The sequence below is a fragment of the Pseudomonas peradeniyensis genome, from assembly GCF_014268935.2.
In the GTDB taxonomy this organism is placed as follows: Bacteria; Pseudomonadota; Gammaproteobacteria; order Pseudomonadales; family Pseudomonadaceae; genus Aquipseudomonas; species Aquipseudomonas peradeniyensis.
Genome location: NZ_JABWRJ020000004.1, coordinates 461,621 through 475,878 on the forward strand (window position 1 = coordinate 461,621; position 14,258 = coordinate 475,878).

Annotated in this window: 17 protein-coding genes and 1 tRNA gene; 10 read left to right on the forward strand and 8 right to left on the reverse strand. The window is 61.8% G+C overall.

The window, feature by feature from the left end; translation table 11 throughout:
• Positions 1 to 42 precede the first annotated feature (42 nt).
• Positions 43 to 717 carry a polysaccharide lyase family 7 protein gene (locus HU751_RS22305; protein WP_186734273.1) on the forward strand — a complete coding sequence of 225 codons (675 nt, stop codon included), beginning with the start codon at positions 43 to 45 and terminating at the stop codon, positions 715 to 717.
• A 432-nt stretch (positions 718 to 1,149) separates the two neighbouring features.
• Here the strand turns inward: HU751_RS22305 and HU751_RS22310 are convergent, their stop codons facing one another.
• Positions 1,150 to 1,587: an anti-virulence regulator CigR family protein gene (locus HU751_RS22310; RefSeq protein ID WP_186715197.1), complete on the reverse strand. Its 438-nt coding sequence runs from the start codon at positions 1,585 to 1,587 to the stop codon at positions 1,150 to 1,152.
• Between the two features lie 184 nt (positions 1,588 to 1,771).
• Here HU751_RS22310 and HU751_RS22315 point away from each other — a divergent pair, with 184 nt between their 5' ends.
• Together HU751_RS22315 and HU751_RS22320 are read left to right on the forward strand one after the other, a co-directional pair.
• Positions 1,772 to 2,128 (forward strand): hypothetical protein, encoded by a 357-nt coding sequence (locus tag HU751_RS22315; RefSeq protein ID WP_186734272.1) that lies wholly within the window; start codon positions 1,772 to 1,774, stop codon positions 2,126 to 2,128.
• Positions 2,129 to 2,463: 335 nt separating this feature from the next.
• Positions 2,464 to 3,183: an META and DUF4377 domain-containing protein gene (locus tag HU751_RS22320; RefSeq protein WP_225933367.1), complete on the forward strand. Its 720-nt coding sequence runs from the start codon at positions 2,464 to 2,466 to the stop codon at positions 3,181 to 3,183.
• Between the two features lie 66 nt (positions 3,184 to 3,249).
• Here the strand turns inward: HU751_RS22320 and HU751_RS22325 are convergent, their stop codons facing one another.
• Together HU751_RS22325 and HU751_RS22330 are read right to left on the reverse strand one after the other, a co-directional pair.
• Complete coding sequence (locus HU751_RS22325) at positions 3,250 to 3,642, reverse strand: nuclear transport factor 2 family protein (protein WP_186734270.1); 393 nt, start codon at positions 3,640 to 3,642, stop codon at positions 3,250 to 3,252.
• Entirely contained in the window at positions 3,639 to 4,289 is a 651-nt protein-coding gene (locus tag HU751_RS22330) for a DsbA family protein (protein ID WP_186734269.1), read from the reverse strand. The genes HU751_RS22325 and HU751_RS22330 overlap by 4 nt, the downstream gene beginning before the upstream one ends.
• Positions 4,290 to 4,402: 113 nt before the next feature.
• Here HU751_RS22330 and HU751_RS22335 point away from each other — a divergent pair, with 113 nt between their 5' ends.
• Together HU751_RS22335 and HU751_RS22340 are read left to right on the forward strand one after the other, a co-directional pair.
• Positions 4,403 to 5,296, forward strand: coding sequence for a LysR family transcriptional regulator (locus HU751_RS22335; RefSeq protein WP_186734268.1), 894 nt, complete (start codon positions 4,403 to 4,405; stop codon positions 5,294 to 5,296).
• A gap of 91 nt (positions 5,297 to 5,387) precedes the next feature.
• Positions 5,388 to 5,594 carry a DUF6434 domain-containing protein gene (locus HU751_RS22340; RefSeq protein ID WP_186734267.1) on the forward strand — a complete coding sequence of 69 codons (207 nt, stop codon included), beginning with the start codon at positions 5,388 to 5,390 and terminating at the stop codon, positions 5,592 to 5,594.
• A 68-nt stretch (positions 5,595 to 5,662) separates the two neighbouring features.
• On the opposite strand, the gene HU751_RS22345 is transcribed toward HU751_RS22340, so the two are convergent.
• From HU751_RS22345 to sohB, 4 genes are all read right to left on the reverse strand, one after another.
• The gene (locus HU751_RS22345; protein WP_028692450.1) at positions 5,663 to 5,878 is read right to left on the reverse strand and encodes a hypothetical protein; all 216 of its coding nucleotides are present in this window, start codon (positions 5,876 to 5,878) and stop codon (positions 5,663 to 5,665) included.
• A 324-nt stretch (positions 5,879 to 6,202) separates the two neighbouring features.
• A complete protein-coding gene (locus HU751_RS22350) occupies positions 6,203 to 7,165 on the reverse strand; it encodes a DUF6242 domain-containing protein (protein ID WP_186734266.1) in 963 nt (320 codons plus the stop codon).
• Between the two features lie 387 nt (positions 7,166 to 7,552).
• Positions 7,553 to 7,626, reverse strand: a tRNA-Cys gene (locus HU751_RS22355).
• Between the two features lie 144 nt (positions 7,627 to 7,770).
• Positions 7,771 to 8,787, reverse strand: a complete 1,017-nt coding sequence (gene sohB, locus HU751_RS22360; RefSeq protein WP_050706271.1) for a protease SohB — start codon at positions 8,785 to 8,787, stop codon at positions 7,771 to 7,773.
• 199 nt (positions 8,788 to 8,986) lie between these two features.
• Here sohB and HU751_RS22365 point away from each other — a divergent pair, with 199 nt between their 5' ends.
• From HU751_RS22365 to HU751_RS22380, 4 genes are all read left to right on the forward strand, one after another.
• Entirely contained in the window at positions 8,987 to 9,700 is a 714-nt protein-coding gene (locus tag HU751_RS22365; RefSeq protein ID WP_186734265.1) for a histidine phosphatase family protein, read from the forward strand.
• A 54-nt stretch (positions 9,701 to 9,754) separates the two neighbouring features.
• Positions 9,755 to 10,072, forward strand: a complete 318-nt coding sequence (locus HU751_RS22370) for an SCP2 sterol-binding domain-containing protein (RefSeq protein WP_186734264.1) — start codon at positions 9,755 to 9,757, stop codon at positions 10,070 to 10,072.
• Positions 10,073 to 10,269: 197 nt separating this feature from the next.
• Entirely contained in the window at positions 10,270 to 11,337 is a 1,068-nt protein-coding gene (locus HU751_RS22375; RefSeq protein ID WP_186734263.1) for a phosphotransferase family protein, read from the forward strand.
• A 27-nt stretch (positions 11,338 to 11,364) separates the two neighbouring features.
• Entirely contained in the window at positions 11,365 to 12,132 is a 768-nt protein-coding gene (locus tag HU751_RS22380; RefSeq protein ID WP_046856224.1) for an SDR family oxidoreductase, read from the forward strand.
• A gap of 126 nt (positions 12,133 to 12,258) precedes the next feature.
• Here HU751_RS22380 and HU751_RS22385 read toward each other — a convergent pair whose 3' ends face one another.
• The gene (locus tag HU751_RS22385; protein WP_186733686.1) at positions 12,259 to 13,080 is read right to left on the reverse strand and encodes a class I SAM-dependent methyltransferase; all 822 of its coding nucleotides are present in this window, start codon (positions 13,078 to 13,080) and stop codon (positions 12,259 to 12,261) included.
• A gap of 136 nt (positions 13,081 to 13,216) precedes the next feature.
• Between HU751_RS22385 and HU751_RS22390 the strand changes: the two genes are divergently transcribed.
• A complete protein-coding gene (locus HU751_RS22390) occupies positions 13,217 to 14,251 on the forward strand; it encodes a helix-turn-helix domain-containing protein (RefSeq protein ID WP_186733685.1) in 1,035 nt (344 codons plus the stop codon).
• The last annotated feature ends 7 nt before the right edge of the window (positions 14,252 to 14,258 follow it).

Sequence of the window (14,258 nt, forward strand, 5' to 3'; positions counted from 1 at the left end):
CTCGCATGGGTGCAGGATCTTTTTCATCAAGGAGCTTTCCCCATGGCCGTGAACATCGACCAACTGATCATTACTACCCCGCTGCCCAAATCCGCTACCAACCCTGTGGCCCTGGAGGTCACCGGCGCCCAGGCCCTCGCCAGCCAGCCCCAGGTTGTGAGCCGGCTGAGCAGTGGCGCAGTGCGCATGACCGCGCCGACCAAGGGCGCATCGAGCAAGAGTACCCATCGAACCCGCTGCGAATGGAAGGAGGCCACCTACTGGGCCATGAGCAGCGCCAGCCGACATTTCAGCCACCAGCGCATGGTGCTGGAGCAGGTCAACTCGGCACAGAAGGTGGTGATCGCGCAGTTGCATGTGAAAGACGACGACAGCCCGGCGATCAAGGTGTTCTGGAACAAGGGCAAGATCACCCTCGGTTTTCGCCGTGACTTCAACCAGGCGACGCCAGCCAACAGCACGCTCCTCGTCGATGTGCCCCTGGGCACGCCCTTCGACATCACCCTCGAAGTGACTGCGGCCAGGGCCGCGACGGTGACCGCTGCCTGCAACGGCCGCAGCGGCGACTCCGGCCTGCTGCAAATGACCTCGGGCTGGAAGGACCACACCTTCAACTTCCATGGCGGCGTGTACAACCAGGTGGACTTCAGCGATGACACCCCGTCCACGGATGCGTCTGTCTGCGTGATCAGCCAGCTGGAACTGCTACACCGTTAGAGGCTCGGGAGCCGTTGCCGGGGAACGTTCGCCGGACTAATGAAAAACTCAGTAACGTTTACTGCACGATTACCCGGGTGGCCTTCACGAAATTCTGACAAACGCCCAGGCAGACTGACCTGGCTTCGATACGTTCTGTTCAACCCGCCTGATTGGCGGGTTTTCTTTTTTGTGCTCCCCGCCTACGCGAAAGCAGCGCCAATTGACAACATTTTCACGTCTGCCGTGCCAAGGTGATGACTCATCCGTGAAACACTTGGCCCGCCCTCCCCAGCGGGCCTTTTCTTTGCCTAGGGTCTGTACGAAATGTGTCTGCGCGAAGGCCAGACAAGGCGAAACGGGGGGAGGAAGCGGAGTGTACTGGAGTACATGAGCATTCCGAGCCCCGTTTCAACGCAGTATGGCCGAGTGCAGATACATTTCGGACAGAGCCTAGTCGAAAGCACCGTTGAGTACTTCGTATATCACCCCCGTGGCGACTGCCACCAGAATCAGGTCGACACCCGCCTGCATCCATTCATAACCGTCATAACGCGGCAGCTGGCCCAGCAACCGGCCATCGAGCTTCTTGGCGATGCCTGGGGGCAGCGGCTTGCCACGCGCCAGGTTCTTCTGGATGCCGGGAGGCAATGCAGGACCCGGGCTCCAGTAGTCGCGGTGCCCACCCAGGATGCCGAGCACATCGCCCCGGTCAATCACCGGGCCGCCGTGACCACCCTCGTGCTTGCCCGCCCCTTGGTTGCCATGGTTCTGCTGGGATTGCCCCTTGCCGTGCCCCTTGCCATTACCCGGGTCGGCGAAGGATATGCAGGGCGCCAGTACCAGCGCGATGGATGTCAGTGTGGCAATGACGGTGCGGCGCTTGCTCATTGCTGCTTGCCTCTGAAGATTGGGGTCTGTGCAATCCTAGACCATGACAATGACATGGGGCTTCACCATGCGCCTGCCTGAGCAATCAGGCCTATCGGCACCACGGCGGGCGCGCATATTACCGTTGCGACTTGGTAAAGTGGCATCCAGCCGGTATTGAAGGACCACAGGTCAAAGGAACGACATGCTGAAACTGCTCACCGACATAGCCTTCCTGTGCGCGGGGCTATTGCTACTGATCGCCCTCTTCTGGGCATGCACCTTCGAGCGCAATCGTTGGCGCGCAGCCTTCGAAGCAGACTTCACGACCAAGCTGGGCAAGCTGGGTATCGAGGGCTATGAACTGGTGGTCGACAACGTCACGCTGCCAACCCCCCATAGAGCTGCCGATGTGTACCGGATCTTCCACGATCTGGAGGGCAACTATTTTCTTTACATCAAGAACGGCTACGCAGAGGGAGCACTCAAGCCCTTGACCAGCGAGCGGGCGCTGCAGGCCGCGAAAATGAGTGGATATCCCTGCAAAGGTCCGCAGGTCTAGAGGGCACTGGCTGTTCTGCAAAATCTGGCAACACTTGCCGGCCACCCCGTCGATGAAACTCAATGGAATCGATGCTGTCCCATTGCCATCGGTTACCGCCGAGGCCGTCCGATAGCGCTCACAGACGTGGCAAGGTCCACATCGCGAAGCGATCCTGAAACGGACTCGATATCCCGGTTTACCGGCGCGCGCATCCCGCCTGGCGAGGATGCCGCCCCCATTTTTCAAGGCTGAAAGAGCGAACCATGAAACAGAATATTCTCCTCGTTGCCGTCTGCGCCGCCCTGCTCCAGGCCTGTGCCCCGGCTTCCACTTCCCATGAAGGGACGCCTTCCATGCCTGCTACTGCCGCGTCTACCGCAACCCAGCCCAAACTCTCGGCCTACTACTGGAACCTGGTCGCTGCCAACGATGCGTCGGGCAAGGCCATTGCCGCCATGGCGCCTGGCATCGAGGGCAAGCTGCGCCTGAACTTCGCCGAGCGTAACCTGAACATCAGCGGCGGCTGCAACAACCAGTTTGGCGGCTATACCGTCCAGGACGGCGTACTGAAGGTGCAGTCACTGGCCTCGACCCTGAAGGCCTGCGACAAGCCCCTGATGGAACTGGACGCCCAGGTCGGGCGCCTGTTCAAGGGCGACCTGCGCACCATCCTCTCCGACGATGCCGGGGAGCCGGTGCTGCAACTGACCACCCAGGACGGCTCGGTGCTGAAGTTCCAGGGTGAAGCCACCCCGGAGACCCGCTATGGCAGCAAGGGCGAGATCAAGTTCCTGGAAGTGGCCGCCAAGACCGTCAAGTGCAGCCATCCACTGATCCCCAACTACCAGTGCCTGCAAGTGCGCGAGCGTCGCTATGACGACGCCGGCCTGCAGCTGGCGACCCAGGACAGCTGGCACCCGCTGTACCAGTCCATCGAGGGCTTCGAGCACCGTGACGGCGTGCGCACCGTGCTGCGCGTGAAGCAATACGAATGGAAGAACCCGCCGGCCGACGCCTCGTCGCAGGTCTATGTGCTGGACCTGGTGGTCGAGCAGGACGCTTCGGGCAAGTAATTGCCAGTCGGCGCAGGCCGCCCCGCGGCGGCCTGCGCCTGGAACCGACGGCGACCGTGAAACGGCTCAGGTAAGCGCCGCGTTGACCTGCGCACTGTCGACGTATTGCTCCATGCTGACGATCTTGCCGTTGTTCAGCCGGTACAGGTGGGCAAAGGTAGCGGTCATCGCCTTCCCGGTCTTGCGATAGGTGCCCGAGTAGACGCCAAAGGCGGCAACCCGGTCGTCCTCGGCCACATAGGTATGCACCTTGGCCTGGTAGCCATCCCATTCGCTGGCCAGGCGATGGAACACACCCTCCATGATCGCCTGCGGGCCGACATAGGTACCGGCATAGGGGAAGCCGGCCGCCTCGGTCCAGGTCACGTCCGCAGCCAGCGCCTCCAGCAGATTCCGGCCATTCTGTTCGGCTGAGCCTTCGTACGAGGCTCGGATGATGTCCAGGTTGCTCTTGCTCATGGTTTTACCCCCACGTTCAGCTCGCGAATGAAGGCCTGAGGATCTGAAAAGATAGCGCCGCCAGGTAACAGCTGCAGGGCATCGTCCGCTTGTTGCAGAACGAATGTCGGCACGCCTCGGCCGCCCACGCGACGCAACAAGGCACGCCCCTGCCCCACACGATCATCGTTGGCCTGCTGCAAGGCCGAATCCAGACGCGTCAGCCGCTGCGCGGCGGCATCCAGACCCAGGTCCGCCAGCACTGCTGTCAACGTCTCCAGCCGAGTCACGTCGAGACCGTCGACATAGCGCGCCGCCTGAATCGCCTTGAGCGCTTCGAACTCGCGCTCAGGCGAAGTCAGACTCACTGCGCTGAGCGCCAGGGTAGACGGACCACTGTCGAACGCCTGAAGACGGTCGGCGAGTACCTGGTCGCGGTAGCGCTCAGTGAAGGTTTGCCCGGTCAGGCGCTCAATACGCTGGTCGTTGCTCCAGGCGTAGGCCGCAAAATCATCATCCATGGCGCGAGCACCGCTGCCGGCAAACAGCCCCGTCGGTATCAGGCGCAACGCAAGGCCCGTGGATTCGAGAACCTGAGGCAAAGGTCCCCCTGCACCGTAGCACCAGCCGCACAGGGGATCGTAGAGGTAAACCAGGGTCTTGTTCATGGTGAAACGCCTTGAATGGAATGCCTCGAATCTTATAGTGCGCGCATTGACATTTAAACGCATACAAAATAAACACACTGTATGCTATATGCACACATTAAAGAGATATATCAATGACCGGCGCTTCCAGCCTGAACAGGCTTGCGTACTTCACCGCAGTGGTCGAAACCGGCTCCTTCACCGCAGCAGCAGAGCGCCTCGGCATCACCAAGGCCGTGGTCAGCCAACAGGTGGCGCGGCTGGAAAGCGACTGTCGCACCACACTGCTGGTTCGCAGCACGCGCAAAGTCCGCACCACCGAGGCGGGCCAACAGTTCTATCACCGCTGTGCATTGATCCTCAAAGAGGCTGAAGAGGCTTTCGAGGAATTGTCCGAAGCCGCCAGCGAGCCGACGGGCACCCTACGCCTGACCGCCCCTTTCGATTACGGCATCGGTGTCGTGGTGCCGGCCATCACCGCATTCTCGCAGCGATATCCGCAGTGCAAGGTCGAGGCACACTTCAGCGACCAGACCCTGGATCTGGGCGCCAACGATCTGGACCTTTCCATTCGCGTTGGCTGGATTACCGAGCAACATCTGCAGGCCCGGCGAATCGGCGAGTTTGCACAACGGTTGGTGGCCGGCCCTCAGTGGCAAGCGCGTGTGGACAAACTGCAGGCCCCGGCGGATCTGGCCGACCTACCGATCGTGGCGAACCTGGCGCTGCGAGAACCGACCCGCTGGCTATTTGCCAAGGGTGCCTCGCAGCGCGAAACAGTGGAGATGAAAGCCAGCCTGTCGCTCAACGCCACCTTGGCAGTGCGCGAAGCCACGCTACTCGGGGCCGGGCTATCGGTCCTTCCGGACTATGTGGCGGAACCAGACCTGCAAGTAGGCCGGCTGATCGAGGTCCTGCCGCAATGGTCGCTGCCTCGAGGCGAGATCCATGCAGTCTTTCCAACGGCCCGCTTTCGACCGGTCAAGGTACGTGCATTCATCGAGCTGCTGGCAAGCCGCCTGGCTTAATGAGACGGCGCAGACCATCAGGTCAGGGCGCGCCCGCGCAGCCGCCGACAATGCTACGCTCCTGGGATCACAGCCATCCAAGGGAATGAAGATGAGCTTCGACTGGCACGCTGGACCGATCACCCGCACCACCCCGCTGGACCGGCACTACCGGAACACGCAGAAGGTCCGGCGGTTCCTGGTCGGTGAATGTGGCGAGACCTTCAAGTTCGACCGCGCCTTCATGGCCTGGATCAAGAGCGGAGCGCCTGCCACCATGGGGGAAGTTGCGGATGAATGGCTGCGCAGACGCGGCTGATCCAGGCCGCTTGCTGTCCCACGCTGGCCGCCCTTCCTCTCACCCCGGATGCTACCCGGTAGCCGCCTTCAGGATTGGCCCTTTTTAGCGTGGAACGGCGCGAAGGTCATACCGAAGAACCAGCCGCCGATCATTGCCAGCCAGATCGATTTGTATCCCTCCACGTTGTAGGCGCACCAATAGTTGATCGCCGTAATCACAACGAAAATCGAGAAAAACTGCTTGCGGGAATACCTGCTCAGGTAACGGGTGGCGGCTGCGTCCAGTTCTTTGAGCTTTTTCATTGCGTTTCATCCTTGAATAACCCGTAGAGGATCACAGCGAATTTACCGGTGGTCACACACTTTCCTTCGTGGCCCAAGATTGTCCCAGATGGCGGGGCAACGAACAATTCACAGGCATTAAAAAAACGCAGACCCAGATCTGCGGGGTTTTGCCAATCTTCCAGCTTGTCCGCCAATGAGCTTGCAGCGCTGGCACCCAACTGAACCAGTCTCGCCGCGCGTCCAGGCATCCCCCGAAGGGCCACCCTGGCTGTGGCGAGCCTGAATCAGAAATGAAAAAGCCCAGCGCGACGGCTGGGCTCTATTACGCAAGGAGGTAGAAGATCATGGAGTCCAGTAAGCAATCTTACCGGCTGCACCAACAGCTACAAAATTGCCGTTGCCGTAGGCGACGCTCCGGATATCGGTTCCTGCGAAAGTGTTGGCTTGCTGAACCCAGCCGATCCCATCCTCGGAAACGGCTGTCTTGCCGCCGTCGCCGACAGCTACATACTTGCCATTACCGTAAGCAATGTCGCGGATGATGGTTCCACCGAAACTGGTATCTTCAACAGCAGTCCAGGTAAGCCCATCGGATGAATATGCCATCTTGCCATCCGCACCAACGATAAACATTTTCCCGTTGCAAAGCTTCATGGAAAGGATGGTGCTAGTGCCGAAGGTGCTGGTTCTGGTCGCGAATGATTGCGGATTACCCGTTGGCATCTTCACAGCGCTAAGCAGCTTCCCATTCGATCCCGCAATCAACACAAAAACGCCAATGACGTTGACGCAGTGCACAGTCTCGCTAGAAGTGAAGGTCGTAGTGCGCTCCACCGTGCCTGACCAATCCTCATAACGGGAAAAGACTTTACCGTTAGACCCAACCAGTATCCAGGTCGCGATGTCGCCGTAAATTGGCTGATAATACACAATGCCATGCAAGTCTACATACGCGCGAGCAGCTGCCGTAAGGTCTGTCCAATCATTTAAAGGGCGTGCAATGCTGCCTTGGACCACATTGCCGGATTGAGAAAGGCCTTGAAGCGTTGTCCCAAGACCGTTCCAGTACAGCTCGTTGAAGACCTTTCCGCTATCAGAGGTGACGGCGCCCTTAAGCTTGGTCCACGCTGTACCAGTTGCGTCTCCAGTGACAACCTGAGTGGTTGTGGGAAGACCGTTGCCACCAGCCGCATAAAACTTGCCTTGCGCAAAAACCACGCGCCTAAGCATGCCGGTGTTCTCCACCGGTTGTACTTGAGTCCAAAGATCTTGCAAGGTTTGAGACGCCGAGTTTGCGTTATCCATTTTAAACTCCGTTACTGAGCTGATTTAAGTTCAGGCCTCTGTATTGGGCGTATGGCGCTCATGGGCGATGGTTCGAGACTCGAGGTCCTCTGGCGAAGATCAGGGGTGATGAGGTTTCACCAGCCTCAGACCTGTCGCTGATGTAGGAGATTATGCCACACAAGCACTGTATATTCAACCAGTATTCTCTGGTTTTTATTCAGTGAACTTCGACGCATCCACCGCGCTTGAGTGAATTCGCTGATCGACATGCTCCGGTGATACCCGGCTTGCGGGACGCGAAATTTCCTTCGGTGTCCCAAATTTGTCCCAAATAGGACGTCCCGGGACAATCCGCAGGCATGAAAAAAGCCCCGCAACCTAAATGATTGCGGGGCTTTCGAATGGTGGAGGCCGAGGTCGGAATCGAACCGGCGTAGACGGATTTGCAATCCGGAGCATAACCACTTTGCTACTCGGCCTCAAAGTCGGAGTCAGCTTTCGCTATCTCCTTGAAACCGCTGGGCTTTTTCAAGTCAGCTGCGTTTCGATGGACGCCATTATGTCGGCATTCGATGCACCTTGCAACCCCCTTGAAGAAAAAAATCTTCAAGGGGTTCAAGGTGTTAGCGCAGACGCCCGAGTTTGCTCCACAAGCCGACCAGGGTGTTCTCCACCGCCCCGCTGGCGGCCACGCCGATACGCTCCTGCAGGCTCTTGCGCTCGGCGAAGCGCAGGTGGAACACATTGGCCTCGCGGGCACTGCGGCTCAGGTACTCGTCGCTGGTGCCCAGTTCATCGACCAACTGGCGATTGAGCGCGGCGATGCCCAGCCAGACCTCGCCGGTCGCCACCTCGTCTATATGAAGCTGCGGGCGATAGCGGGCGACGAAGTCCTTGAACAGCTGGTGGGTGATGTCCAGGTCTTCCTGGAACTTCTCCCGGCCCTTGTCGGTGTTCTCGCCGAACACGGTCAGGGTGCGCTTGTATTCGCCGGCGGTCAGCACCTCGAAATCGATGTCGTGCTTTTTCAGCAGGCGGTTGACGTTGGGCATCTGCGCCACCACGCCGATCGAGCCCAGCACCGCGAACGGCGCACTGACGATTTTCTCGCCGATGCAGGCCATCATGTAGCCGCCGCTGGCGGCAACCTTGTCGATGCAGATGGTCAGCGGGATGCCGGCCTCGCGGATACGCGCCAGTTGCGAAGCCGCCAGGCCATAGCTGTGCACCAGGCCGCCGCCGCTCTCCAGGCGCAACACCACCTCGTCACGCGGGGTGGCCAGGGTCAGCAGCGCGGTGATCTCGTTGCGCAGGCTCTCGGTGGCCGAGGCCTTGATGTCGCCGTCGAAGTCGAGGACGAACACCCGGCGCTTGTCCTCGGGCTTTTTCTTCTGCTGTTTTTCCGCCTTGGCCTGCTGCTTGCGCAGGGCCTTGAGCTGGGCCTTGTCGAGCAGGCCCGATTCCAGGCGCTCGCGCAGCTCCTTGTAGAACTCGTTGAGACGGGTAACCTGCAATTGCCCGCCCGGCTTGCGCCGCCCTTTGCCACGCAGGCCGGCGATGGCCGACAGCACCACCAGGATGGCGATCACCAGGGTGGCGGTTTTGGCGAGAAAGCTTGCGTATTCGGCAAGAAACTCCACATTGACTCCTTGATAAACCAGCGCCGCAAGGGCGCGAACTGGATGCAAGCATACCGGGGCGCCAGAGCCGCTGCCAGCCGGTGAAAATGCTGGCAACACAGTTCAAACGACCTTTTCAAACGCTTGTATGTTTTTTCGTTGACAGCCCGCCTGGGGCAACCTAACCTCGCAGCAACCTCCAACCGGGCCGGACTTCAACGTGGGCAATCTCTACCTGATCCGACATGGCCAAGCCTCCTTCGGTGCCGCTGACTACGACGTCCTCTCGCCGGTGGGCGAGCGTCAGAGCCAGGCACTGGGCGAGCACCTCGCCCAGCTGGGCCTGCGCCTGGACCGTTGCGTGGCCGGCACCTTGCGCCGCCAGCAGGATACCGCCCGCCTGGCCCTGGACGCGTTGCAAGCCCATGGCGAGGCAGTCCCGACCATAGAGACCGACGCGGCCTTCAACGAGTTCGACGCCGACGGCGTGATCCGCGCCCTGCTCCCGGCCCTGCTGCCCGAAGAGCCCGAGGCCCTGCATGTGCTGCGCAACGGCGCCCAGCACCGCAGCGAGTTCCAGCGCCTGTTCGCCTTGATGGTGCAGCGCTGGCACGACGGCGAACATGCCCACGACGAACACCTGGAAACCTGGCAGGCCTTCACCGGCCGGGTTGGCGATGGCCTGCGGCGCCTGCTCGACAGCGCGGCCAGCGGCGACAACATCGCCCTGTTCACCTCCGGCGGCACCATCGCCGCCCTGCTCCACCTGGTAAGCGGAATCACGCCGGCTCAGGCGTTCACCCTGAACTGGCAGATCATCAATACGTCGCTCAGCCACCTGAAGTTCCGTGGCCGCGACGTCACCCTGGCTTCCTTCAACAGCCAAGCCCATGTGCGGCTGTTGCGGTTGCCGGAGCTCGTCACCTACCGATGAGCCCGGTCTGTTGTGTCCTTGCGGACGCGAAAATCACTTAACAAGGAATACACCATGAGCGATGTAGCTAAAGCCGTCGAGGCGATGAAGGCAAAATTCAACCCATCCGCTGCCGCCGGCCTGGACCTGGTGTTCGGCTTCAACATCACCGACGAAGACAAGCACTACGCCCTGCTGGTCAAGGATGGCACCTGCGAGATCCAGGAAGGCGAGAACGCCGACGCCAACTGCACCCTGGTGATGGACAGCGACACCCTCAAGGGCATCGTCAGCGGTGACACCGACGGCATGCAGGCCTTCATGAGCGGCAAGCTGCGCGTCGAAGGCGACATGATGCTGTCGATGAAGCTCAGCGAGCTGTTCCCGGCCTGATCGGCGCGGCGAATTGCCAATGAAAAAACCGAAGCCGCATGTGCTTCGGTTTTTTTTCGCCTGCCGCAAGGCCCGCCCATCAGGGCCATTGATCGCCCGGCAACACCCAGGCCAATAAACGTCTGGCACGCTTGTACCAGCTTTGACAGGAAATTAGATTAGCCAATAGTCCTTGCTACCGATCATAAGGAAATCGCATGACGCTCACCGACCAGTCCACCCAGGTACGCCCCGGCGAAGAACTCGACGCGGCCGTCATCGATCCGTACCTCAAGGATCACATTCCCGGTCTCGCGGGCACGCCGAGCATCAGCCAGTTCCCCGGCGGCGCCTCCAACCTGACCTACCTGGTCAGCTACCCGGACCGGGAGTTCGTGCTGCGCCGCCCGCCGTTCGGCCACAAGGCCAAGTCGGCCCACGACATGGGCCGTGAGTTCCGCATCCTCAACCAGCTCAACGCCGGCTTCCCCTATTGCCCCAAGGCCTACGTGCACTGCACCGACGAGTCGCTGATCGGCGGCGAATTCTATGTGATGGAACGGGTCAACGGCATCATCCTGCGCTCGGACATCCCCGCCGAACTGGACCTGGACGCCGGCCGCACCGAAGCCCTGTGTAAAAGCTTCATCGAGCGCCTGGTCGAGCTGCACCAGGTGGACTACCAGGCCTGCGGCCTGGCCGACCTGGGCAAGCCGGAAGGCTATGTGCAGCGCCAGGTCGAAGGCTGGGCCAGCCGCTACGAAAAAGCCCTGACGCCCGACGCGCCGCGCTGGGAGCAGGTGATCGCCTGGCTGCGCGAGAAGATGCCCGCCGACCACCCGCGCCCGGGCATCGTGCACAACGACTATCGCTTCGATAACGTCATCCTCGACAGCACCAACCCGATGCGCATCATCGGCGTGCTGGACTGGGAGATGGCCACCATCGGCGACCCTTTGATGGACCTGGGCAACAGCCTGGCCTACTGGATCGAGGCCGGCGACCCGGCGCCGGTGCAACTGATGCGCCGCCAGCCGAGCAACGCCCCCGGCATGCTCACTCGCCAGCAGTTCGTCGACTACTACGCCGAGCGCGCCGGCATCCGCATCGACAACTTCGACTTCTATTATTGCTACGGCCTGTTCCGCCTGGCCGGCATCGTCCAGCAGATCTACTACCGCTTCTTCCACGGCCAGACCCAGGACAAGCGCTTCGCCCAGTTCATCCACATGAACCGGCTGCTGGAGCAGATGAGCCTGCAACTGATCGGCAAATCCAGCTTGTAACTTCGGCAGACAACAAGGAATACGCGAATGTCCAAGACCCACCTGTTCGACCTCGACGGCAAGATCGCCTTCGTTTCCGGCGCCAGCCGCGGCATCGGCGAAGCCATCGCCCACCTGCTGGCCCAGCAGGGTGCCCATGTCATCGTCTCCAGCCGCAAGCTCGACGGCTGCCAGCAGGTGGCCGAGGCGATTGTCGCCGCCGGCGGCAAGGCCACCGCGGTGGCCTGCCACATCGGCGAGATGGAGCAGATCCAGCAGGTGTTCGCCGGCATCCGCGAGCAGTTCGGCCGCCTCGACATCCTGGTCAACAACGCCGCCACCAACCCGCAGTTCTGCAACGTCCTGGACACTGACCTGGGCGCATTCCAGAAGACCGTCGACGTCAACATCCGCGGCTACTTCTTCATGTCGGTGGAAGCCGGCAAGCTGATGCGCGAGCACGGCGGCGGCAGCATCATCAACGTGGCCTCGATCAATGGCGTCTCGCCCGGGCTGTTCCAGGGCATCTACTCGGTGACCAAGGCGGCGGTGATCAACATGACCAAGGTCTTCGCCAAGGAATGCGCGCAGTTCGGCATCCGCTGCAACGCCCTGTTGCCGGGGCTGACCGACACCAAGTTCGCCTCGGCGCTGGTGAAGAACGACAGCATCCGCAACGCCGCGCTGCAACAGATCCCGCTCAAGCGCGTGGCCGACCCGAGCGAGATGGCCGGCGCGGTGCTGTACCTGGCCAGCGATGCCTCCAGCTATACCACCGGCACCGCACTCAATGTCGATGGTGGGTTCCTGTCCTGAGGACGCTGGCCCCTGGCTGAAATGGCGCGGGGTTCGTGGGAGCGGGCTTGCCCCGCGATTGCAATGGCGGCCCTTATCGCGGGGCAAGCCCGCTCCCACGACTCGCGTACACGCAATTCTCGTCCTCTACCCCTTGACCGCCTGCAGCGTATAGCTCAGCGGCAACCGCCACGGCGCCTCGTTCAGGCGCCACTCGCCGTCATCGCCCAGCGTCATCTGCCCCGGCAGCGCTTCCCAGGGGATGCTCTGGTGCTCCTCCAGGCCGGTGATGCGCAGGCCATTGTTCAGCAGCGCGGTGATCACCTCGCCCAGGCCATGGTTCCACTCATGGGTTTCGGTCTGGGTCAGAGCCTGGTCGGTCTCGACGTAGGTCTCGTCGCTGTGCCACACCGTCGGCGCCTCGCGCTCGAAATACGGGTACTCCAGTTGCAGACGGTCCTGATGGTCCTCGTTCACGGCCATCAGCATCGGGTGGCCGTCGCGCAGGAACAGCCGCCCGCCCGGCTTGAGCAACGCCGCCACGGTCTGCGCCCAGCGCTCGATGCTCGGCAGCCAGCACAGCGCGCCGATGCCGGTGTAGACCAGGTCGAAGGCCCCCGCAGGCAATACCTGCACGGCCTGATAGACGTCCGATTCGACATAGGCGATGCCCGCGCCACAGCGCTCGGCCAACTGGCGTGCCTGGGCCAGGGACGCCGCGGAGAAATCCAGGCCGCAGACCTCGGCACCCAGGCGCGCCAGCGACAGGGTGTCGGTGCCGATATGGCATTGCAGGTGCACCGCGCGCAGGCCGTGGATATCACCCAGGCGCGGCAGGTCGAAGCGCACCACCTCGGACAGGTGCCCGGGCTCGGCGACGAAACGCTCGACCTCGTAGTCCCCGGAGGCGGCGTGCAGAGGTGCGCGCTCGTCCCAGCTGGCGCGGTTGAGTTCCAGTGATCGGCTCATAGCGGTGCTTCCCTGTCCTGAGTGAGTCAGGCGCCACGATAACCAGACCCGACAAACCCGGCAACCACCCCGTCAACCAGAAGTTGACGGCTCGGGTATACTGCCCGCTTCGTGCACGCCCAAGGATCCAGCGCCCATGACCGAAAACAGCTTCGCCTTTCGCCTCAAGGAACTGCTCGAACACCACAAGCTGACCCTGCAGGCCGTAGGCACGGCGCTGGGGATCTCGCGCACGGCGGTGCACAAGTGGACCCGCGGCGGCGAGATCGACTACGACAACCTGCGCCGCCTGGCCGACCTGCTCAAGGTCAACTGGATCTGGCTGCGCTACGGCGAGGAGGCCCTGCACAGCGTGCAGCAGGCCGAGGTGGTCGAGCTGCCGATGACCGACGTGCGCCGCCGCTACACCGCCGAGATCATGGAAAGCGAGACGCGCATGAAGCTGGCCCAGGAAGGCGCGCGCATCGTCACCTGGGAATGGAACCTGGTCACCGACGAAGTGACCTACTCGCCCAACGTCGAGGCGGTGTATGGCTGGCCGCTGCGCCGCAACGAAGACTTCTGGGAACACATTCACGCCGATGACGCCCGCCACATGCAGGGCATGTATGCCCAGGCGGTGGCCGATGGCACTGGCTGCGAATGCGATTTTCGCATCACCCGCCCCGATGGCGGCCAGCGCTGGATCGCCTCGCGCGCCACGGTGCTGCGTGACAGCGTCGGGCGCCCGGTGAAGATGGTCGGTATCAGCATGGACAACACCGAGCGCAAGGTGGCCGAAGAGGAGTTGCGCCAGAGCGAGGCGCGTTTTCGCACCATCTTCGAACTGGCCTGGGGGGCGCTGGCCTACATCGACCCGGATGGCAGCTGGCAGCGGGTCAACGGCAGCTTCTGCGAGCTGCTGGGCTACCGCGAGGACGAACTGTACGGCACGACCTTCCAGCAGCTCACCCACCCCGACGACCTGCCGGGCAACCTGGCGTTGCTGCAGCGCATGCTGGCCGGCGAGATCGAGCGTTACGAGGTGCAGAAGCGCGTGCGCCACAAGGACGGGCGCTATATCTGGGTGCGGGCACGCACCTCGCTGGAACGGCGCGCCGACGGGCAGCCGGAGCACCTGATCAGCGTGTTCGAGGACATCACTGCCGAGCGCGAGGCGCAGCCAAGCTAAGTAGTCG

What these genes read in the sequence shown, in the direction of transcription:
- HU751_RS22305 (WP_186734273.1), top strand. Translation starts at nt 43, where the DNA reads ATGGCCGTGAACATCGACCAACTGATCATTACTACCCCGCTGCCCAAA.
- HU751_RS22310 (WP_186715197.1), bottom strand. Translation starts at nt 1,587, where the DNA reads ATGAGCAAGCGCCGCACCGTCATTGCCACACTGACATCCATCGCGCTG.
- HU751_RS22315 (WP_186734272.1), top strand. Translation starts at nt 1,772, where the DNA reads ATGCTGAAACTGCTCACCGACATAGCCTTCCTGTGCGCGGGGCTATTG.
- HU751_RS22320 (WP_225933367.1), top strand. Translation starts at nt 2,464, where the DNA reads ATGCCTGCTACTGCCGCGTCTACCGCAACCCAGCCCAAACTCTCGGCC.
- HU751_RS22325 (WP_186734270.1), bottom strand. Translation starts at nt 3,642, where the DNA reads ATGAGCAAGAGCAACCTGGACATCATCCGAGCCTCGTACGAAGGCTCA.
- HU751_RS22330 (WP_186734269.1), bottom strand. Translation starts at nt 4,289, where the DNA reads ATGAACAAGACCCTGGTTTACCTCTACGATCCCCTGTGCGGCTGGTGC.
- HU751_RS22335 (WP_186734268.1), top strand. Translation starts at nt 4,403, where the DNA reads ATGACCGGCGCTTCCAGCCTGAACAGGCTTGCGTACTTCACCGCAGTG.
- HU751_RS22340 (WP_186734267.1), top strand. Translation starts at nt 5,388, where the DNA reads ATGAGCTTCGACTGGCACGCTGGACCGATCACCCGCACCACCCCGCTG.
- HU751_RS22345 (WP_028692450.1), bottom strand. Translation starts at nt 5,878, where the DNA reads ATGAAAAAGCTCAAAGAACTGGACGCAGCCGCCACCCGTTACCTGAGC.
- HU751_RS22350 (WP_186734266.1), bottom strand. Translation starts at nt 7,165, where the DNA reads ATGGATAACGCAAACTCGGCGTCTCAAACCTTGCAAGATCTTTGGACT.
- HU751_RS22370 (WP_186734264.1), top strand. Translation starts at nt 9,755, where the DNA reads ATGAGCGATGTAGCTAAAGCCGTCGAGGCGATGAAGGCAAAATTCAAC.
- HU751_RS22375 (WP_186734263.1), top strand. Translation starts at nt 10,270, where the DNA reads ATGACGCTCACCGACCAGTCCACCCAGGTACGCCCCGGCGAAGAACTC.
- HU751_RS22380 (WP_046856224.1), top strand. Translation starts at nt 11,365, where the DNA reads ATGTCCAAGACCCACCTGTTCGACCTCGACGGCAAGATCGCCTTCGTT.
- HU751_RS22385 (WP_186733686.1), bottom strand. Translation starts at nt 13,080, where the DNA reads ATGAGCCGATCACTGGAACTCAACCGCGCCAGCTGGGACGAGCGCGCA.
- HU751_RS22390 (WP_186733685.1), top strand. Translation starts at nt 13,217, where the DNA reads ATGACCGAAAACAGCTTCGCCTTTCGCCTCAAGGAACTGCTCGAACAC.